This window comes from Celeribacter marinus (assembly GCF_001308265.1).
GTDB lineage: Bacteria > Pseudomonadota > Alphaproteobacteria > Rhodobacterales > Rhodobacteraceae > Celeribacter > Celeribacter marinus.
Genome location: NZ_CP012023.1, coordinates 1,159,177 through 1,179,843 on the forward strand (window position 1 = coordinate 1,159,177; position 20,667 = coordinate 1,179,843).

Below are 20,667 nucleotides of genomic sequence, written 5' to 3' on the forward strand. Positions count from 1 at the left end.
CTAGCGGCGCCCTTCGCGTAGCCACGCGAACACACTCAGCGCGGCAAGGATCACGAGCCACATCAACGGCGACACAAGCGGCTTGAGCGAGGTCGATTGCGTCACATAGGCTTCGCGGGGTGTTATCCCGATCCAACCGCGCCCCGCCGCAGGACGACCCTGTGCCACACGTCGAATGTCCGGTACGCCATCTGCCAACGCCAGAACACCACCGCGCGTGGCGGCAACCACGGGCGCAAGCCTGTCACGCGTTGCAATTGTTTCCTCAAACTCGCGCGGAGCAGCTGGACCCAGAACCGTGACCGCCTGTTCGTCACCGTCGACAATGCGGTAAAGCCCCATTTGTGACCCCTCAAAGGTTGCTGTGAACCGTCCGGGGCTGGCCTCGTCCAACGTCAACGCCGTGATGCGTCCATCGGGGGCTTCGACCTCGACGGAGCGCGCGCCATTGGACAGCGTGCGGCGGGTGATGGTCATCGCGTTGCCCTCAACTGTGGCGGTCAACGCCTCTTCTTCAAGCTCGGGTTCTTTCATCATCCAATGCGCCAACCGCCGCAACAACTCCAGTTGCGGCCCACCGCCCTCAATGCCACGCGTCCACAACCACGCGTGATCAGAGCCAAGCACTGCGACACGGCCCTCACCCACCCGATCAAGGATCAAAAGCGGTTGACCATCAGCCCCGGACATGACGACCTCGCCCGATTGCGGTTCAAGCTCGATCTGACGAAACCACCGCCCCCACTCAGGCTCGTCGGTTGCAGCACTCAGCCCACCTAGGCCCTCGGTCACCGGATGGCGCGCCCCCGTCTCGGTTAGGCGCGGCTTGTACCCTTTCTCGATCACGATGCCTGTTGGTGCCGCAGGAATTACGCGCGACAATGCCGAGCGGTAAATACTATCTGCAGTCGCGAAATCCGGACCTGCCGCAAATAGAACCGCACCACCGTCCTCGACGTAGCGCGCGATGTTATCAAGGTAGTCACCGGGCAAAATACCGCGCAGCTTATAACGATCAAAAATGATCAGATCAAAATCATCGACCTTTTCCATAAACAATTCACGTGTCGGAAAGGCGATGAGGGACAATTCGTTGACAGGCACACCGTCTTGTTTGGTCGGCGGGCGCAAAATGGTGAAGTGGACAAGATCTACGGAAGCGTCCGATTTCAAAAGGTTTCGCCACGTCCGCTCGCCATTGTGCGGCTCGCCAGAAACAAGCAACACCCGCAAACGGTCGCGCACGCCGTTAATCTGGACCATAGCCGAATTGTTCCGGTTCGTCAGCTCGCCCTCCATGTCGGGCAACGTGAACTGGATAACGTTCATTCCGCCGTGTGGCAGCACAACAGGCACCTCGATCGGGCGACCCACCGGAATGGTATAGCTTTGCGCGGGACCACCGTCGATTGCGACGATAATCTGCGACGTGTCCCCAATGTTAGTGGGCACGGCCCCTTGGTCCTCGACCAATAGCGTGAGTATGACCTCTTCGTCCAAAATGGCAAACGAGGGCGCATTTTGGACAAGCAACCGACGATCCCAATCCGTGGAACGCCCCGTCACCAACAGGTGCAGCGGTGCAGGAAAATCGACCGCGATATCCGCATCATGTAATTGCCCATCCGACAATAAAATGGCCCCCGCAAGCCGACCACGCGGCTCATTTGCCATCGCCTCGGCCAGGCGTGACATCAAAAGCGTCCCGCGATTGTCGGCCCCATCGCGCACATGCACCACACGCAATTCTGTATCCGCAAGCCGTGCAATACGTGCCTCAATCTGCGCACGTGCAAAAGCGACCTGTTGCGCACGATCTGACAGGGATTGCGAGTCACTGTCATCGACCACAAGGATCACAATATCGGTGAGAGGGTCACGCAGCTCTTGGTGCAACGCGGGATTTGCCAAGGCCGTTACAACCCCGATTGCCGCCACCGCGCGCCACGGCCATCCGCGCAAACCGCGCCATGCCGCAAACGCCATGAGCACAGCGGCAAACCCCGCAATCACGAGCAGAGCCGCCAACGGCACAAACGGATCAAAGGCAATATTGCGGATCATTGGCCCAACCTGTCTAGCAATGCAGGCACATGCACCTGATCGGATTTGTAATTTCCGGTGAGGACGTACATCACAAGGTTCACACCAAACCGATAGGCAATTTCGCGTTGACGCTCCCCATCAAAGCCGCGCGCGACAGGCCGTAACGGCCGCCCCGTCTCATCCATGGCCCAAGCCGCAGCCCAATCGTTGCCGCCAATAATTACGGGCGTCACATTGTCGTTGAGATTACGAAATGGCATGCCCTCGACGCCTTCGGCGTCCACTGGTGCGGCCTCGACCCAAAGATCGCGGCCCGTATGACGCCCCGGAAAATCCTGCAACAAGTAAAACGTACGGGTCAAAACATGATCTGCGGGAATCTGCTCTAACGGCGGAATATCAAGTGACGCGGCAAGTCTTTGCAATTTCAGCCCCGTTGGTGTGGACGCACCAAAACCCGCAACATCCCCATCGCGGGTATCAAACAAAATCGTCCCACCAGTCCGCAAATAAGCGTTCAAACGTGTGTATGCCTCGGCGGACGGCAATGGCTGATCCACAGAAATCGGCCAGTATATCAGCGGGAAAAACCCCAAATCATCCAATTCAAGGTTCACCCCCACAGGATCTACAGGCTCCACAGAGGTTCGTTGTGTGAGCATTTGCGAGACACCAAACAGACCCGCGCGCGATATGGCATCCAATTCACTGTCACCCGTCATAACATAGGCCAATGCCACCTCGTCGGTCGCAGCCAAGGCGAACACCTCATTTCCGTCTTGGGCGTGCGCGCGCGGCGTAGGAAGCGCTCCAAGAACCAAAAGCCCGATTGCCACAGCGCGCGGGCCTAACAAACGCCCCGACATCCACAGCGATGCAAACACATCAATCAGCAACATCATAAGCGTCCCGACCAAAAAGAATGGTTTGAGCACAACATCGCGCGCCGTCTCCGCCTGCGTCATTACGGTCCCTGCCGGCCATGTTTGTGGGGCTAATGATGTATCGCTTGCAAAGATGTTTAGTGCCAACGTAGCTTGCGCAGTCTCGTACAGCCCCGGCGTAATGAGCGCAGAAGGAATCGCGGAAACGAAGACTTCCCCAGCCACGGGCGCGCGGTTGCGCGCATCAGACAGACCTCCAAAGCCATCCAAGACGCGCACCGCACGAAGCACTTGCCCCACAACATCGCGCGTCTGCAAACTTGCCCCGCCCGACGATGCCGTCAGCCGGTCCAGCATATCTACAAACAGACCCGAGAGCGGCAAATTTGACCACTCGGCATTGGCCGTAACATGGAACAAAACCACCTGCCCAGCCCCCACGGGTTTGCGGGTGACAAGGGGCGTGCCATCCACCAATGTGGCAATCACGCGCGCGGCCAATTCGGGATCAGGCTGCGCCATCACTTGTGCGGACACGCTCACATCGTCAGGGATGCTCAATCCATAAAAGGGCGATGTCTCAGCAAAGGGTCGTAGCGATTTGGGTTCGCCCCACGACATTGCACCCCCGATGTTGCGCCCTCCTGCGCGCAACCGCACAGGCATCAATGGATCCTCATCGTCACGCGACACATCAGACGCGGCAAGTCGCGCCCCCGCGAACCGTAAAAGCACACCACCCTGTGCCATCCAATCCAAAAGATCCGCCGTCTCCCCGCCTGACAGGCGCGCAATGTCAGCCAACACAATGACGTCCGGATTTGCGACAATCAAATCTGCAAGTTCGCCGGAAATCACATCGGCACGGTCGTTAAGCGCAGCGCGAATGTAATGCAGATGAGAGAGAAGCTCCAACCCCTCGCGACTTTCGCGCGCGCTCACAAGAGCGACTTTACGCCGCTTTAAACTGTCATCTGCAAGGCGCACAGCGGCAGCCGATCGATGCCCCTCGACCTCGAAACGCGTTACACGATTACGCACCTCGGGTGGCAACTCGAACTGGGCCACGGCTTGCGTCTCCCCCTCCGCGAAGCTTACATAGCGCCGCGATAAAATCCGCTCCACGCCCGACGGGTCGGGGCCGCGCGCAATAACCGTGACCGTCTGTCCGTCTGCGCCCAAGCGGCGCATGACGGGAATGCTTACACCTTCGGCTTCGGCATCTGCGGGGCCAAGCGCGATCACGGGGCGTTCATGTTCAAACACAGTGACACTGCCCTTGCTTTGCAATGCGCGCAAAACGTCCACGCGCCCCTCGCGCGCAACACCATCCGACAACCACAACGTCTCAAAATCCACATCTGAGGCTGATACCGCATCTAACAGAAGGTCCATGTCAGGCGCGAACGGTTGCGGCGCAAATCCCGCAAGGCGCGCCCGCCAGTCGTTCGGAGCCAAAAACTCAAACCCGCCGACCGGCACATCAGTAGCCGCAACAATCGCCACGGTCCTATCCGCCGCGGCGGCACCATCCAGCGCCTCGGACACTCGCGACAATCGCACCGCCCAATCGTGCGCGGACGCCCAACTGGCATCCAAAAGAACCAGCATTGGACCCGATCCCTCTCGCGTATCGCGCGGGTTCAAAACAGGTCCAGCGAAGGCTATAATAAGTGCTGCAATTGCGAGACTACGCAACACCAGCAACCACCACGGCGTCCGATCTGTTTCAATCTCCTCGTCGGCCAATCCAAGCAAGAGCGCAACACCCGGAAACCGGCGGCGTACCGGCGCTGGCGGTACCGCACGGAGCACGAGCCATAAGATTGGCAAACCTGCCAAGCCGAGTAAAATCCACGGAGCGGCAAAGCCGAGAGGGCCAAGAACAAGCATTAGCGCCGCCCCTCAAGTGCCGCATAAAGCCACAAGAGCGCGGATTGCGCAGAAGCATCCGTGTGATGGGTTTCGAACTGCCAGCCTGCGTGTTTGGCCAAATCAGACAGGTGGTGTTTGCGCTCATTCAGACGGTCGCGGTAGCGGTCCCGCAAATCGCCCGCACGCAAAGTTTCATGCGACACTGCCCCTCCCATTGAGGTGAAAATTGTGCGGCCCTGATAGGGAAACACCTCCTCGGCAGGATCGAGTATTTGAAACAAAACGCCCTTAATCCCGAGATCAACTGATATTGCAATCGCCGCTTCAACGGGGGCAAGTGGACCCAAGAAATCGGACATGAAAACCGCCGCCGAGTGGGGCAAAAAACCTGTCGCATCTGGCGCGCCGTAATCCGCATCATCACCCGCGATCAACCCGTCAGCGATCCGCGACAGTTGGAGCGCACCGATGCGCGGCGGCGTGCCCAATGCGGCAAGTGCCACGCGTTCGCCACCTTTCATCAACAAAATCGATAGCGCCATAGCAAGTACACCCGCGCGGTCCGCTTTGGGTTTTAAGTCTGTGGTTGAGGCAAATTGCATTGCCGCCGAACCGTCGATCCAAAGATGGACCGATTGCGCCGCTTGCCATTCCTTTTCGCGCACAAACTGTGCATCAGATTGCCCCGAGCGCCGCCAATCAATCGAGGCCGCGCTATCACCCACTTGAGCGGGGCGATATTGCCAAAATTCGTCCCCCGTTCCCGCCTGTCTACGCCCATGACCGCCCAACAAGAGCGTCCGTGCAAGCCGCTCTGCGCGGGCTTGCAAGTCGGGCAGCGGCGCTGCGAGCGCTTCGGACCGCGTACGCAGATTGGAGGGTGCGGGATCACTCATGCAGCAGATCGCGCTCGTGAGGTCATATCCGCCACTTGGGCGATGATCTGTACAAGACTTTCCCCGCGTGCCCGCGCAGCAAACGTGAGGGCCATACGGTGAATCAAAACCGGCTGTGCCATAGCCAGAACATCGGCCGGAGACGGTGCAAGACGACCATCGAGCAACGCCCGCGCCCGCGTCATCAACATCAAGGCTTGCGCCGCACGCGGACCCGGACCCCACGCGACACTGGCATTTACGATATCCGGCGCATCGGGCGTATCGGGTCGGCACGCGCGCACCAAATCGAGGATCAATTCCACGACTTGCTCGCCAACAGGCATTTTTCGCAAGAGCGTTTGCGCCGCAATCAGTTCGGCCGCTGTAAACACCGCATGCGCCTCGTCGTCACCTGCACCGGTTGTTGCAATCAAAATGTCGCGCTCGGTGTCGCGGTCGGGATACCCAACATCAACTTGTACCAAAAACCGATCCAATTGCGCCTCGGGGAGCGGATATGTCCCCTCCTGCTCCAACGGGTTTTGCGTGGCCAGAACATGAAACGGAGCCACAAGGGCGTGTGGCTGTCCGGCAATTGTCACTGACTTTTCCTGCATCGCCTGCAAGAGCGCGGACTGCGTGCGCGGCGAGGCGCGGTTAATCTCGTCGGCCAGCAAAAGCTGACAAAAAATCGGGCCTTCAATAAAGCGAAACGAGCGTGTTCCGTCAGCGGCAGTTTCCAAAACCTCGGACCCCAAAATGTCGGCAGGCATCAAATCGGGCGTAAATTGCACCCGCGCGCCATTTAACCCCATCACGGTCGAGATTGTATCAACGAGACGCGTTTTGCCCAAACCAGGTAGGCCGAGTAAGAGCGCATGCCCCCCACAAAGCATAGATGACAGCACAAGATCAACCACGGCGTCCTGCCCAATAAAACGGCGCGTGATCGACGCTTTGGCCGCGTTTAGTTTCTCGCCGAGCGCTTCGATCTGTGGCACAAGATCTTGGACGGGAAAGTCTGTGTCGGGCATGGCTTCACCTTTTCTGCGCATTCGTGTCACTATAGTTGCGACTAGTAGTGACATGTATAGCGCCAGACACAATTGGCAAAACCTCAAGAAAGGTGAAATTCCCGTGAGCACCTCAGCCGAAAGTATCGCCGCCGCCGTACGAGCCGCCAAAGGACGCGGATTGCCGCCCGTTCACAAATGGAACCCACCGTTTTGCGGAGATCTGGACATGCGCATTGCCCGTGATGGCACGTGGTTCTACCTTGGCACACCGATCGGGCGGCCCGCGTTGGTACGGTTGTTTTCTACCGTCCTAAAGCGTGAGGGTGCATCCTATTTCCTTGTCACCCCTGTCGAAAAAGTAGGCATTACCGTCGACGATGTGCCTTTTTTGGCTGTGGATTTTGATGTCAAAGGCACAGGCGCTCATCAAACCCTTACATTTCACACGTCCTTGGGCGATCAGGCCATCGCCGGACCAGACCACCCTTTGCGATTTGACACGCACGACGACGCGCCCGCCCCCTATGTCGATATCCGCGCGGGACTAGAGGCGCTTATTGATCGCAAAAGCTTTTTCCGCCTTGTTGATCTCGGGGCCGAACAAGAAGTGCGCGGCACAAAGATGTTCGGCGTCTGGTCAGGCGGGCAGTTTTTTCCGATTGCGCCCGTCAGCGCGTTGTAAGCTGGGTCGACCGAAAAAATGGGAACGTGTCGTATCTAACCCGCATGCCCTGACGCGCATCCCTCTCCAATCCGCTCAATCTCAAATGTCGAATGCGCGATCCCGAAGTCTGTCGCCAATAGGGTCTTGATCGCATTTAAGATGGCGCCGTGATCGCGCTCGCTCACCACATGCGCCTCCACCGAGGTACGATGTTCGTCGATTTGCCACACATGGACATGATGCGCGCCCTCAACGCCCTCCACCGATTCAATTGCCCGTTGGATATCATCGCGCGAAACACCGTCTGGTGCTCCGAGCATCAAGATGCGCACAACGGGGCGGATTTCGAGTAGCGCATGCCAAAGAATATAGAGTGCGATTGCAACGGTGATCAGGGGATCGGCCAAGCGCCAATCGTAGAGCAAGATCAAACCTCCCGCGACAATCACGGCCACAGACGATCCGGCATCGGCAAGGTTGTGCAAAAACGCGGCGCGTATGTTGAGGCTGTCTTTTGACATCGCATAAGTGAGAGCCGCCGTAATCAGATCAATGACCAAGGCCACCGCAGCAATCCAAACAACAATCCACCCCTCGACCTCTGGCGGATTGAAAAAACGCGCGACCCCCTCGGCCAACAGATACACAGCAATCACGATGAGGGTCGTATAGTTGACCATCGCGGCCACAATCTCGGCCCGCCCGTAGCCAAATGTCATTGCGCCATCATATGGCTTTCGTGCAATTTTGCGGGCCGCAAAGGCAATGACAAGTGACACGGCATCGGACAGGTTGTGAATGGCATCGGCAATCAACGCCATCGAGCCAGAAACAACGCCACCTATGATTTGGGCCACCGTGAGCAACAGGTTAACCGCAACCGCCGCCGCCACCCGCGCATCTCCCGCATCGGGGGAGATATGGTGATGGCCGCGACCCTGTGCATGGTTGTGCGAATGGTTGTGCGAATGGTCATGGGGCGTGTGATGGGACATCATCGATCCTCGGTCTCGGAGTTGCGTTTGCCCTACCAATATGCGAGCCTTTACTCACATTATAAACTCGCATTTGAATGGCCAAATGGAACAGCTCTCACACCCCAGAAAACAACCACGCCAAGCCCGTGCACAAGCAACCTTTGACGCAATATTGGAAGCGAGCGCTCGCATTTTAACGCATGGTGGCCCTGACGCTTTAACCACCAATTTTGTGGCTAAAACGGCGGGTGTCTCGGTTGGTTCGCTCTATCAGTACTTTCCATCCAAGGACGCGATCATTGCCGAACTTATCCGCGCGATGCGGCAATCCATGCGCGACGACATTATCTCGACGGTTGCGTTTTGCGCTGATCGCCCTCTGAGGTTTTCCATTGCGCGAATGGTGCGGGCCGTGATTCACCACCACACACACGCGAACCGCCGTATTGATGTGTTGGAGCATCTGGAGCGTCACCTGCCACCCGATCCACAAGCGCGCCAAATGCTGGACGAGATGCGCAGCGCGATTGCCCAAATGCTGGCACGCCACCACATACCCCAACCGGCTCAAGCCGCATCAGACCTCTTGAATCTGATATTCGGAATGGCCCACCCCGCGCTTCATAATGGCGAGACGAATTTCGACGCCCTTGCAAACAGAATAGAACCTGCGGCCCTTGGATACCTCGGTATTACGCCATAAAAAACGCGCCGCTCATATAACGGCTCGTTTTGATAATCACTCGATCAATCGCCAAGTTTGGCGTGCACCTCGGCCAAATCGACATCGCTAAGTGGCATCTTATTGCCCGGATTTTCAAAGTCGTATTTGAACAACTGAAAATCACGGTGGAATATTTCCCACATCAAGTGCATCGAAAGGTCGTCGAAGTAATCCTCAACGGGATGTAGACGCTTTGGTCCGTGCCCCTCGCTCTCATTAAAGCGCGGGATCGCGGAGAGGTCTACCCAATGTGGCGTCTCAATGTGATCAAGAACGTCCTGCATCCCCTCGTTGAATTTCTCGGTAAAGAAAATCTTGTCGTAGGTGCCGCCATTGGCGATGAACGTGGCCACATGGCCGGACATGCCAGACCAGTGGATATCGGGATCCATCGGGCGGCGCCACCGGATGGTATCGCGCACAAACAACAAGAACCGGCGGAACGATGCGATCTGATCAAATTCGCCGGTGCCGTCATCCCCGCCAACCTCAACGCCGTATTGTTGGATCAGCTTTGGTACCAGATTCCCACGGTAACGGCGTCCATTGCGCTGGATACCGCATATTTTGTCAAAGAACGACGAAAGCACGCGGGTGTACGGGTTACGAACGCAGGTGAACGCGTAGGATGCGTGCGCCTTTACGTTGGCTTCTATGAGGGGCTGACTGTTTTCTTGCGCCCATTTGTGTAGCTTTTCGGTACTATCGTGAATGTCGCCATCAAAAAACGTCCCATGGTCCGAATAGTACATGATCTGACCAATGGTCGAGCACGCACATTTTGGAATAACGCGGTAAACCACGCTTTCACTTTCAGTCATCCAGGTTCCCGGAAAGCCCATTTCACACACACTCCACTCAACTGCCCCCAAGGCAGAGTTTTTTCTTTAAAAGCAAATTTGCATTGTTTATTCAATATTTGGTTACGCCTATAGAGACACAATAGGGCAAAAATGAGGTTTATGGTTCCAATATGGCACGAATTGCATTCATTCTTTTGTGCCACAAGGATCCTGAAGCCATCGTGCAGCAGGCCGAACGGCTGACTGCCGCGGGCGACTATATCTCGATCCACTTTGACGCACGCGGCGGCAAAGAGGCATTTAATGCGATCAAAGCGGCCCTTTCCCAAAATTCAAATGTCACATTCGCCACAAAGCGGATCAAATGCGGTTGGGGGGCATGGAGCCTTGTCCAAGCGACCCTCTATGCCGTCGAGGCCGCCGAAAAGGCCTTCTCGGACGCGACCCACTTCTACATGGTGTCCGGCGATTGCATGTCCGTCAAAACCGCCGAGTTCATGCATGATTTTCTGGACCGTGACGATGCTGATTACATAGAAAGCTATGACTTTTTTGAAAGCGACTGGATCAAAACAGGCATAAAAGAAGAGCGCCTCGTGTATCGTCACCTCTTTAACGAGCGCACCCACAAATGGCTGTTCTACAAAAGCATGGCCATTCAAGACAAACTTGGCCTCAAACGTGAGGTTCCGCCAGATTTGCGCATGATGATCGGGTCGCAATGGTGGTGTTTGCGTCGCCGCACAATTGAGTGGATTCTCGAATTCACACGCAAGCGCCGCGATATCATGGCCTTTTTTCGGACGACATGGATTCCCGATGAGACGTTTTTTCAAACGCTTGTGCGCCACCTAGTAGCGGACACGGAAATCAGAAACCGTACTCTGACGTTCTTGATGTTCACGGACTACGGTATGCCTGTCGTGTTTTATAACGACCACTATGATATGCTTGTTTCGCAAGACTACCTGTTTGCCCGCAAAATATCGCCCGATGCTAGAACGCTGAAAAAGCGGCTCGGCGAGTTGTTTGTCGCCCAAAACGTGACATTCAAAATCTCCAACGAAGGGCGTTCGCTCTTTCAATTCCTCACTGGACGTGGCCGCATTGGTCGCCGGTTCGGCCAAAGATTTTGGGAATCCGAAAGTACATTGGGGCGCGACCGCGAGCTATTGATCGTGACTTGCAAAAAGTGGCATGTGGCCAAACGGCTTGTCGCTGAATTTCGCAAAAAGACTGACCTGCCCTGCCTCGAATATCTCTTTAACGAAGAGGACACACCACTGCCTGATCTGGGTGGGATCGAGAAAAGCTTATGGAAACGCTCACGGCACCGGCGGGCATGGGTGCGAATGTTGTTCGACTATTATGACACTGACCGCATGCTGATTTGCATCGATCCCGGCGGGTTCGATTTGATCAACGATTTTTACGCGGATCGGTCTGGCACACGGATGTTAGACGTCGAATGCGACTACACGCCTGACTATTTAGCGGGACACGCAAAGCGAGTCGGATTAGCGGGCGAGGCCACACCAAAAGAGGCGCTAGAACGCCTGTTGCCGACAATCCGCAGCGACATTAACCACGAGGCGGACCAAATTCGCGACCAAGACTATGAGAACTTTTACCTCATGCGCGAAAACAACTCTGATGACGAAAACGCGGCCTGCATTGCGCGTTTCCTCGACATCTCGATGGAAGATGCACGCGATATACTTGCAACTCAGCACCTGTTCGCAGACTAAACACATCACGCGGGTCGCCGTGTTATTGCCCGCGATCCTTAAGGAAAGGCCCACACATGCCCTATGCCTACGACGACCAAAACATTTTCGCCAAAATTTTGCGGGGGGATATTCCGTCAACGCCTGTCTATGAGAGCGCGCATACCATCGCCTTTCCCGATATCAGCCCGCAAAAAAAGCACCATCTTCTAGTAATCCCAAAAGGTCCGTATCGGTGTTATGATCACTTTGTTCAGGCAGCCAGTGACGCAGAGCAATTGGATTTCTTTCGGGCTGTGGGTGCGGTCGCAAAACAGCTGGGTGTCTCAGAGGTACATGGCGGCAATGGCTACCGTTTGATCACCAATTCAGGGCCTGACAGCCTCCAAGAGGTGCCGCATTTCCATGTCCATCTATTGGGCGGCGAGCCTTGCGGCCCACTGACCGCAGGCTAAGCACAAACAATATAGGCGGCCCCAAGCATAAAGGAGCCGCCTTTATATATGATCACGGTGTCAGGCGGCGAGCGCCATTAGCGCCCAGATGTCAAGTCTACAAACACATCCTCAAGGTCCGGCTCTTGTGTGCGCACATCGCCAATGACAACGCCTTGGGCCTTTACCGCGTCCAATACATCATTGGCGGAGGCCTGTGCACGCGAATAGGTAAACGACAAAACACCATCCTTTTTGCGCTCAAAACTGACGCCATTGGGCAGGTCAAACGTTTCGGGGGCTGCCCCCTCAGGTTCGATCAACAATGTTTTTGCATCCATGCGCCCAAGCAGGTTTTTCGTCGTATCACGGACAACCATTTCGCCGTGATTGATGATCGCAATTTCATCACACATCTCTTGCGCCTCTTCGAGATAGTGCGTGGTGAGGATAATGGTCATCCCGCGCTCCTCGTTGAGGCGGCGCACGTTTTGCCAAAGCATTTGACGCAGCTCGATATCCACACCCGCGGTCGGCTCATCGAGCACCAGAATCTGCGGATTGTGGACGAGTGCCTTACCAAGCAATAACCGCCGCCGCATCCCGCCAGACAATGTGCGCGCATAGGCGTTCGCCTTATCCGTCAGACCCACAAGTTCTAGGATTTCATCCGACCAGCGGTCTTTCTTGGGCACGCCGTAAAGACCGGCCTGTACTTCCAAGGCCTCGCGTGGGGGGAAAAACGGATCAAGGTTCAACTCTTGTGGCATGACGCCAATCGCGGCACGGCTTTGGCGCGGATTGATATCTTGATCAAAGCCCCAAATTCTCACCCGACCCTCGGATTTGATCGTCAAACCGGCAAGGATATTGATCAGCGTTGATTTGCCTGCGCCATTGGGACCGAGCAAGCCAAAGATCGACCCTTTGGGAATTGTGAGATCAATTCCCTTGAGCGCCTCTTTGGGGCCAGCGCCGCCCTGACCACGGTAAACTTTGCGCAGGCCTTCAATTTCGATTGCATTGCCGCTCATGGCCACTCCTTCCCTGCGCGATCCGCACAAACTTCGCTTGTCGCGCCCGCACGGATCGTTATCATAAGACCCTGACTTAGGCCCTTCGTTCGCGTAGGGCAACTCCCACCACCCGCGCAAGGCCCACGCGAATTTGCAAACCGCCTGCGTCGTGACGAAAGAAGAGAGCGACACAACCATGACGATCCAAGCCCCTGAAACCGAAGTTGTCTCCCAGTGGAAAGTGGCCTGTGATGGCGGCGAAGGCGCGCTTGGCCATCCGCGCGTCTGGCTGTCGATCTCAAAAGAGCGCGGCTATGTCGAATGCGGTTACTGCGACAAGAAATTCATTCACGAAAGCAGCAAGCTGTCTGACGTTGAGTAAGACACATCCTGTCCGCTGGGACGGGATGTCGACATCAATGGCGCGGAGTGGTTAGGGCCAGTCCGCGCCTCTTTAATATCTGCGCAAAACATGCGTGCACAAAGGGATTTTGGCAATGGCTTTCGGCAAGGGACATCACCTGCATCTGATCGACGGATCGGCCTTTATCTTTCGCGCCTATCACGCGCTGCCGCCGCTCACGCGCAAATCTGACGGCTTGCCCGTTGGGGCCGTGGCGGGGTTTTGTAATATGCTCTACCGCTACATCGAGGCCAACACAGGTTCAGATGCACCCACCCACGCGGCGGTAATTTTCGACCACTCGGGCAAAACGTTTCGCAACGATCTTTATCCCGCCTACAAGGCAAATCGCCCTCCAGCGCCAGAGGACTTGCGACCACAATTCCCGCTGACACGCGATGCCACCCGAGCGTTCAATGTCTCGTGTATCGAGATCGAAGGTTTCGAGGCTGACGATATTATCGCCACTCTCGCCCATCAGGCTCGTGACGCGGGCGGCAACGCCACGATCATTTCCTCAGACAAGGATTTGATGCAGCTTATTGGGGGCGGCGTCGAAATGCTCGACCCGATGAAGAACAAGCGGATTGACCGCGAAGGCGTTGAGGAAAAATTCGGCGTTGGCCCCGAGCGGGTCGTAGATGTGCAAGCCCTTGCGGGCGATAGCGTGGACAATGTTCCGGGCGCTCCGGGCATCGGGATCAAAACGGCAGCGTTGTTGATCAACGAATACGGCGATTTAGACACGCTTTTAGCGCGCGCTAATGAGATCAAACAGCCCAAGCGCCGCGAGTCGCTGGTCAACAATGCCGACTTGATCCGCGTTTCGCGCGACTTGGTGCAACTCGACTGCAACATGACGCTCGATTTCTCGCTCGATAGCCTCGAGGTGCAAGAGCCTGACACTGATGCTCTTCTCGCCTTTCTCTCTGAGATGGAATTTCGCACGATCGTCAAACGGGTGGCAGAGCGTTTCAAAGTAACGCCCCCCATTGTCGAAGACGCCCCAACCGCCACGCCGAGCAAAGCCGCAGAACCCGACATGCCGCCTTTTGATGTCGACAAATACGAACGCGTTTCGACCATGGCAGCCCTTGAGCGCTGGATCGCGGCCATCTATGAGCGCGGTTATGTCGCCGTCGATACCGAAACGACCGGATTGGACGCGATGCAGGTCGATCTGGTTGGCATTTCGCTTTGTGTCGAGGCAGGCACAGCGTGCTATATCCCCGTGGCACATACCATGGGCGAAGATGACCTGTTTGGTGGGTCGAACCTTGTGGACGGGCAATTGTCACTCAATATGGTTCTGGGTGCACTGCGCCCCGTACTTGAGGATGAGACCATCCTCAAAATCGGCCAGAACATGAAATACGATGCAAAGATATTTGCGCGCAACGGCATCCGTGTCGCACCCTATGACGATACAATGCTGTTGTCCTACGCGCTAAACGCAGGGCTGCACAATCACGGCATGGACGCACTATCGGAGCGCTATCTGGACCATACTCCAATTCCAACCAAAGACCTTTTGGGGACGGGAAAATCCGCAATCACCTTTGACAAAGTGGATCTCGACAAGGCCGTAAAATACGCCGCCGAGGACGCCGATGTCACCCTACGCCTGTGGCAAATATTCAAACCGAAGCTCCATACTGAGCAGGTTACAACGGTTTACGAGACGCTAGAACGCCCGTTGTCACCCGTGCTAGTGGACATGGAGATGGCCGGAATCAAAGTCGACCGTGATGTTCTGTCACGGATGTCCAACGCATTTGCCCAAAAGATGGCCGGCCTAGAGGCCGAAATTCACGAGCTTGCTGGTGGCGCGTTCAACGTCGGGTCGCCCAAACAACTTGGTGAAATCCTATTCGATCAAATGGGTCTAGAGGGCGGCAAAAAAGGCAAAACAGGCGCTTATGCTACAGGGGCCGACATTCTCGAAGACCTCGCATCCGAGGGCCACGATCTACCTGCGCGCGTCCTTGACTGGCGGCAACTGTCGAAACTTAAATCGACCTATACCGATGCCCTGCAAACATTCATTCACCCCGATACAGGGCGCGTGCATACCTCCTATATTCAAACGGGTGCCGTGACAGGTCGCCTTGCCTCGTCTGATCCGAACCTCCAAAACATTCCCATTCGCTCGGACGAAGGGCGCCGCATTCGCGAGGCCTTTGTAGCGGATCGTGGCAAAAAACTTGTCTCGCTCGATTATTCCCAGATCGAGCTGCGCATCCTCGCCCATGTCGCCCGCATCGATAGCCTCAAACAGGCGTTCCGCGATGGTCTCGACATTCACGCCATGACCGCATCCGAAATGTTTGGCGTCCCGATTGAGGGCATGGACCCGATGGTGCGCCGTCAGGCAAAGGCCATCAACTTTGGTGTGATCTACGGCATATCGGGGTTCGGTCTGGCCCGCAATTTGCGTATCCCCCGCAAAGAGGCCCAAGGCTTTATTGACCGCTACTTTGAGCGGTTCCCCGGCATAAAGGAATACATGGACGAAACCGTGGCCTTTGCCAAAGATCACAAATACGTGGCCACCTTGTTTGGTCGCAAAATCCATACGCCCGAAATTGCCGCCAAAGGCCCACAAGCGGGGTTTGCCAAACGCGCCGCGATCAACGCGCCCATTCAAGGCACTGCCGCAGATATCATTCGCCGTGCCATGATCCGGATGCCAAACGCAATCCGCGACCTGCCCGCAACAATGCTATTGCAGGTCCACGATGAATTAATTTTTGAGGTGGACGAAGACGCCTGTGATCACGTGATCGAAGTGGTCAAGGATGTGATGGAAAATGCGTCTGATCCGGCCGTCAAACTTGACGTGCCGATTGAAGTCGACGCAGGTGTTGGCGACAATTGGGCCGAGGCGCACTAGGCGGCAGCGGTTGGTATAAAAAATGGCGCGTGAGGGAAACCCTACGCGCCATTCTACATGATAGGATCAGGTGCAGCCTAATGGATCAGACCAAGCCATTTTGAACAAACAACTCTTTGAGGTCGGCCTCGGGACGTGGCCCGATGTGGGAGATCACTTCGGCCGCAGCCACACAGCCCATGCGCCCGCAGGTTTCAAGGCTCTCACCTGTCGCATAGCCGTACAAGAACCCCGTGGCGAACTGGTCACCCGCCCCTGTGGTATCGACAGGCTGCACGCGAGTCACAGGCACAACGACCTCTTCGTCGCCGCGCACAAGAATCACACCGCCACCGCCACGCGTACATACAACAAGGCCACATTCGGACGCCGCAATTTCAAGCGCCGAAGATAGGTCAGTCTCGTAAAGGCTTTCCCATTCATGCTCATTGCCAATCACGAAATCCATTGCTTTGACGAATTCACGGAAATCGGCGCGGTGGCGATCAACACAAAACGGGTCAGATAGCGAAATACCAACCTTGCCGCCTGCGGATTTGGTCAGTTTGGCCGCTTGGTCAAAGGCATGCTTGCCCTTGTCCTTGTCGTAGAGATAGCCCTCCAGAAACATGATGTCAGTATCGGCGGCCACATCGGCGCGAACATCCGCTTCGGAAATTTCCGACGAAATCCCGAGGTATGTGTTCATCGACCGCTCACCGTCTGGGGAGACAAAAATCATCGAACGTGACGTGGGCAACTCACCACCCGCCACAGGCGCATTCACAAACGCACAGCCATCATTGGCCATTTCGTCGGCATAAAACCGGCCCAGAGCATCGTCGTGGACACGCCCGATGAATCCCGTTTTCAGACCGAGATTGCCCAGCCCAGCAAGCGTATTGGCAACCGACCCGCCAGGCGTTTGTACGCGGCTGGTCATCGCTCCATAAAGCATCTCACCACGGCCCTGCTCAACCAGTTGCATAATGCCTTTTTCGATCCCCAAAAGGTCGAGCGTGCTGTCGGATGCATGGGTGATGACATCCACGATGGCGTTGCCGATGCCGACAATCTGATAGGCTTTAGTCAATGGTCTTCTCCTCGAAGTCGCACAGATCCCGTATCAAACAGGTGCTACACAAAGGTTTACGCGCTTTGCATACGTAGCGACCGTGCAGGATCATCCAGTGATGCGCGTGTTGTTGAAATTCGGCGGGAATATGATCTTCGATAGCGCGCTCAACTGCGACTACATCTTTGCCCACGGCCACGCCGGAGCGATTACCAAAGCGAAAGATATGCGTGTCCACGGCCTGCGTCGGGACGTGCCACCACATATTGAGCACCACATTCGCGGTCTTGCGCCCCACGCCCGGCAGGCTCTCAAGTGCTGCACGTGATGAGGGGACATCGCCATCAAACGCGTCGACGAGGCGCTGCGACAGCTTGATGACGTTCTTGGCCTTGGTGCGATACAGCCCGATGGTTTTGATGTGCTCGATCAACGCGTCCTCGCCCAGATCCAGCATCTTTTGGGGTGTATCCGCGACTTTAAACAACTCTGCCGTCGCTTTGTTCACACCCTTGTCCGTTGCCTGCGCAGACAGGGCAACCGCGACGACAAGCGTATAGGCGTTCACGTGATCCAACTCACCTTTCGGCTCTGCTTCCGCCTCGCGAAAACGCGCAAAAATCTCGTAAATCGGTTTGTAATCGAGTTGCTTTATCATGGGGCACCCTATGCCCCGATGCGGGCCGTAGAGCAAGCATAGGATTGAAGCACACCATTTTCATCAAATTTTCTGAAAAGATCTATAGGGATTTCACCCGCTGTTTAGAAAGATTGAGAAAGGTAGGCTACGAATGCAGGACACAGCTAAGGTGTACGATCAGATGGCCGACATGCAAATGCGCGATGACCACGACATGATAGGACAAAACCCCCGCGCAGGTCTTTCGGGGTTTGGAATGGGCGTGATCCTTGAGACAAACGAGGGGCCACAACCCGTGGAGTGGATGCGCGCGGGTGATCTCGTACTCACGCGCGACCATGGATATCAACGCGTGCGATGGGTCGGGCGCAGCGAGACCGCCCAGACGCCCCCGATCCGTGTTTTCGCACATGCATTTGGCTACGGCTGTCCGGAACACGATCTGGTTTTATCGCCTCACCACCACCTTTTGATGTCGTCCCCGTTGATGCCCCTGTATTTCGCTGAGGACGAAGTGCTGGCACCTATCGGCGCGATGTCGGCACAAATTGATGATATGTTTGACACACCAAACTCAAACCCTACGCTGTGTCATATGCTCTTTGATCAACACGAAGTGATCTTTGCAGAAGGTGTTTGGTTGGAAAGCCTGTTTCCAGACGCGCAATGCCTCGAGCTCTTGGGGGCCACTGCGGAACACGAAATGCGGGACGCAATTGGCAACACTGTCGACACCATGGTGACGGCTCGTATGGTCTTGAACACGCGCGAGGTGGCACTGCTTCAGCCCCGCACTGATGTTGCGGCGCGCCGTATGGTCGCCTAACTGCCTTTGCTCAAGATTCGGGTCGGTGTTTCGATTTTTTCACAGTATGGTCCTCGTACGCTTAGAGGGACTGACCGTGACACATACTGCACACCGAAACACCACTTTAGACGCACACCCGTCCGATTTATCAGACCGCTATCATTACAATGTCATACGGCGCGCTATCGACCTCATTGACGCCTCGGATGTTCCGCTTTCCCTCGACGCACTCGCGCACGATTTGGGCATGAGCTCGCACCATTTCCAAAAAACGTTCTCGAAATGGGCAGGTGTATCGCCAAAGCGATATCAACAATACCTGACTCTGGACACGGCAAAATCGCTCATCAAAACCCAACGCACACTGGTCGAGGCCGCTGATGCATCGGGGTTGTCCAGTGCGGGACGCTTGCATGATTTGTTCTTGAGGTGGGAGGCGATGACGCCCGGTGAATTCGCGCGCTCCGGTGCGGATCTAACGATCTCATACGGTTGGTTCGACACGCCTTTTGGGGAGGCACTCGCTATGGCGACACCGCGTGGATTGTGCGGATTGGCGTTCTCATCGGAAACCTCGCGCGATGAGGCGATGGCAGATCTGACCAACCGCTGGCCCTCGGCGATGTTCATAGAGGCGCATGACACCGTGGCTCCCTATGTCGACGCCGCTTTGGGCGGAGGATCGGCCAACCTGCATCTCATCGGCGCACCGTTCCAGATCAAAGTATGGGAAGCCTTGCTATCCATTCCATCAGGCAAAGTCACCACCTATTCTGACATCGCTCATGCGGTCGGCAACCCAAAGGCGGTGCGCGCCGTTGGCACCGCTGTCGGACGCAATCCGGTGTCTTGGTTGATCCCCTGTCACCGCGTATTGCGCAAATCAGGTGAGCTTGGAGGCTATCACTGGGGACTGCCTGTCAAGCGCGCCTTGTTGGCATACGAGGCCACGCAAGCGGACGCACGCGATGACGCGCATAAGCAGGAACCCGCCACAATCGCGTGATCATCGGCATTCGCAGGTGCAGGGCGCGCCCCTCATCGATAGAAGCGTGGTAAATCAGCAGTACTTTAAAGAGGCCGTCCCATGAAGTTTCGTAATCTAATCGCCGCACCGCTCGCTGCCACACTCGTTTTAAGTGGCTGTACTCCGATGATGTCCGACAACCCGAACGCCAACGCCAAACAGGGCGCTATCGCGGGCGCGCTTATCGGCGGCTTGGCGGGCCTGTCGTCCGGTGATGACAAGCTTGTCAAAACTGCCGTTGGCGCAGCGATCGGTGGCGCCATCGGCGGGGCGATCGGCCAACAGCTGGACCGTCAAGCGGATGATCTGCGCAATGATCTTGGCAATGACCAGGTGCAAATCGTCAACACCGGCTCGGAACTGATCGTCACACTCCCCCAAGACATCTTGTTCGCGGTTGACAGCGCCGTGGTTGTACCAAGCCTACAGGCGGATCTACGCACCCTAGCCTATAACCTGCGCGACTATCCCAACACGACCGTCCAAGTGGTCGGACATACGGATAACACAGGGTCGGCTACCTACAACCAAGAGCTATCAACGCGCCGGGCGACATCAGTGGCCACAATTTTGACCGCAAATGGTGTAGCATCAGGGCGCATTCAGGCCTATGGCCGTGGCGAAGATGCGCCCGTCAGTACAAACCTGAACCCCGAAGGACGCGCACAAAACCGCCGCGTCGAGATCATCATCACGCCGATGAGCTAAAAGACATAGATTTGAAATCTGAAGGGGTCGGCGCATTGCCGGCCCTTTTTTATGGCACTTGCAACGCTCCGGTCATATAAATTGACCAAT

General features: G+C 56.2%; 18 protein-coding genes. 9 read left to right on the forward strand and 9 right to left on the reverse strand.

Annotated elements, in window-relative coordinates:
* The 4 genes from IMCC12053_RS05625 to IMCC12053_RS05640 are packed head-to-tail and all read right to left on the reverse strand — an operon-like array spanning nucleotide 1 to nucleotide 6,717.
* Nucleotides 1-2,064 (reverse strand): hypothetical protein, encoded by a 2,064-nt coding sequence (locus tag IMCC12053_RS05625; RefSeq protein WP_062216542.1) that lies wholly within the window; start codon nucleotides 2,062-2,064, stop codon nucleotides 1-3.
* Nucleotides 2,061-4,823: a DUF4159 domain-containing protein gene (locus IMCC12053_RS05630; protein WP_062216544.1), complete on the reverse strand. Its 2,763-nt coding sequence runs from the start codon at nucleotides 4,821-4,823 to the stop codon at nucleotides 2,061-2,063. Before IMCC12053_RS05630 ends, IMCC12053_RS05625 begins: the two co-directional genes overlap by 4 nt.
* A complete protein-coding gene (locus IMCC12053_RS05635) occupies nucleotides 4,823-5,701 on the reverse strand; it encodes a DUF58 domain-containing protein (RefSeq protein WP_062216546.1) in 879 nt (292 codons plus the stop codon). Before IMCC12053_RS05635 ends, IMCC12053_RS05630 begins: the two co-directional genes overlap by 1 nt.
* Nucleotides 5,698-6,717 carry an AAA family ATPase gene (locus tag IMCC12053_RS05640; RefSeq protein ID WP_062216548.1) on the reverse strand — a complete coding sequence of 340 codons (1,020 nt, stop codon included), beginning with the start codon at nucleotides 6,715-6,717 and terminating at the stop codon, nucleotides 5,698-5,700. The genes IMCC12053_RS05635 and IMCC12053_RS05640 overlap by 4 nt, the downstream gene beginning before the upstream one ends.
* A 52-nt stretch (nucleotides 6,718-6,769) precedes the next feature.
* Here IMCC12053_RS05640 and IMCC12053_RS05645 point away from each other — a divergent pair, with 52 nt between their 5' ends.
* A complete protein-coding gene (locus IMCC12053_RS05645; protein ID WP_062216550.1) occupies nucleotides 6,770-7,381 on the forward strand; it encodes a DUF1285 domain-containing protein in 612 nt (203 codons plus the stop codon).
* A 35-nt stretch (nucleotides 7,382-7,416) separates the two neighbouring features.
* Here IMCC12053_RS05645 and IMCC12053_RS05650 read toward each other — a convergent pair whose 3' ends face one another.
* Nucleotides 7,417-8,358, reverse strand: a complete 942-nt coding sequence (locus tag IMCC12053_RS05650) for a cation diffusion facilitator family transporter (protein WP_062220945.1) — start codon at nucleotides 8,356-8,358, stop codon at nucleotides 7,417-7,419.
* An 85-nt stretch (nucleotides 8,359-8,443) separates the two neighbouring features.
* On the opposite strand from IMCC12053_RS05650, the gene IMCC12053_RS05655 reads away from it, so the two are divergent.
* Nucleotides 8,444-9,043, forward strand: a complete 600-nt coding sequence (locus IMCC12053_RS05655) for a TetR/AcrR family transcriptional regulator (protein ID WP_062216552.1) — start codon at nucleotides 8,444-8,446, stop codon at nucleotides 9,041-9,043.
* A gap of 44 nt (nucleotides 9,044-9,087) precedes the next feature.
* Here the strand turns inward: IMCC12053_RS05655 and IMCC12053_RS05660 are convergent, their stop codons facing one another.
* Entirely contained in the window at nucleotides 9,088-9,906 is an 819-nt protein-coding gene (locus tag IMCC12053_RS05660; protein ID WP_062216554.1) for a sulfotransferase family protein, read from the reverse strand.
* Between the two features lie 131 nt (nucleotides 9,907-10,037).
* Between IMCC12053_RS05660 and IMCC12053_RS05665 the strand changes: the two genes are divergently transcribed.
* Complete coding sequence (locus IMCC12053_RS05665) at nucleotides 10,038-11,615, forward strand: DUF5928 domain-containing protein (RefSeq protein WP_062216556.1); 1,578 nt, start codon at nucleotides 10,038-10,040, stop codon at nucleotides 11,613-11,615.
* A 56-nt stretch (nucleotides 11,616-11,671) separates the two neighbouring features.
* Nucleotides 11,672-12,049 carry an HIT domain-containing protein gene (locus tag IMCC12053_RS05670; protein ID WP_062216558.1) on the forward strand — a complete coding sequence of 126 codons (378 nt, stop codon included), beginning with the start codon at nucleotides 11,672-11,674 and terminating at the stop codon, nucleotides 12,047-12,049.
* Between the two features lie 77 nt (nucleotides 12,050-12,126).
* Here the strand turns inward: IMCC12053_RS05670 and IMCC12053_RS05675 are convergent, their stop codons facing one another.
* On the reverse strand, nucleotides 12,127-13,062 hold the full coding sequence (locus tag IMCC12053_RS05675) for an ABC transporter ATP-binding protein (protein ID WP_062216567.1): 936 nt from the start codon (nucleotides 13,060-13,062) through the stop codon (nucleotides 12,127-12,129).
* A gap of 178 nt (nucleotides 13,063-13,240) precedes the next feature.
* Between IMCC12053_RS05675 and IMCC12053_RS05680 the strand changes: the two genes are divergently transcribed.
* Nucleotides 13,241-13,426, forward strand: a complete 186-nt coding sequence (locus IMCC12053_RS05680; protein WP_062220948.1) for a zinc-finger domain-containing protein — start codon at nucleotides 13,241-13,243, stop codon at nucleotides 13,424-13,426.
* 115 nt (nucleotides 13,427-13,541) lie between these two features.
* Nucleotides 13,542-16,340 carry a DNA polymerase I gene (gene polA / locus IMCC12053_RS05685; RefSeq protein ID WP_062216569.1) on the forward strand — a complete coding sequence of 933 codons (2,799 nt, stop codon included), beginning with the start codon at nucleotides 13,542-13,544 and terminating at the stop codon, nucleotides 16,338-16,340.
* Between the two features lie 85 nt (nucleotides 16,341-16,425).
* Here polA and IMCC12053_RS05690 read toward each other — a convergent pair whose 3' ends face one another.
* Together IMCC12053_RS05690 and nth are read right to left on the reverse strand one after the other, a co-directional pair.
* Nucleotides 16,426-17,412: an adenosine kinase gene (locus IMCC12053_RS05690; RefSeq protein WP_062216571.1), complete on the reverse strand. Its 987-nt coding sequence runs from the start codon at nucleotides 17,410-17,412 to the stop codon at nucleotides 16,426-16,428.
* Complete coding sequence (gene nth / locus IMCC12053_RS05695; RefSeq protein WP_062216573.1) at nucleotides 17,405-18,052, reverse strand: endonuclease III; 648 nt, start codon at nucleotides 18,050-18,052, stop codon at nucleotides 17,405-17,407. Before nth ends, IMCC12053_RS05690 begins: the two co-directional genes overlap by 8 nt.
* A 133-nt stretch (nucleotides 18,053-18,185) precedes the next feature.
* On the opposite strand from nth, the gene IMCC12053_RS05700 reads away from it, so the two are divergent.
* From IMCC12053_RS05700 to IMCC12053_RS05710, 3 genes are all read left to right on the forward strand, one after another.
* Nucleotides 18,186-18,860, forward strand: coding sequence for a Hint domain-containing protein (locus IMCC12053_RS05700; RefSeq protein ID WP_062216576.1), 675 nt, complete (start codon nucleotides 18,186-18,188; stop codon nucleotides 18,858-18,860).
* A gap of 154 nt (nucleotides 18,861-19,014) precedes the next feature.
* On the forward strand, nucleotides 19,015-19,848 hold the full coding sequence (locus IMCC12053_RS05705; protein WP_062220951.1) for a methylated-DNA--[protein]-cysteine S-methyltransferase: 834 nt from the start codon (nucleotides 19,015-19,017) through the stop codon (nucleotides 19,846-19,848).
* An 81-nt stretch (nucleotides 19,849-19,929) separates the two neighbouring features.
* Nucleotides 19,930-20,577 carry a YiaD family glycine zipper/OmpA-like lipoprotein gene (locus IMCC12053_RS05710; protein WP_062216578.1) on the forward strand — a complete coding sequence of 216 codons (648 nt, stop codon included), beginning with the start codon at nucleotides 19,930-19,932 and terminating at the stop codon, nucleotides 20,575-20,577.
* Nucleotides 20,578-20,667 lie beyond the last annotated feature (90 nt).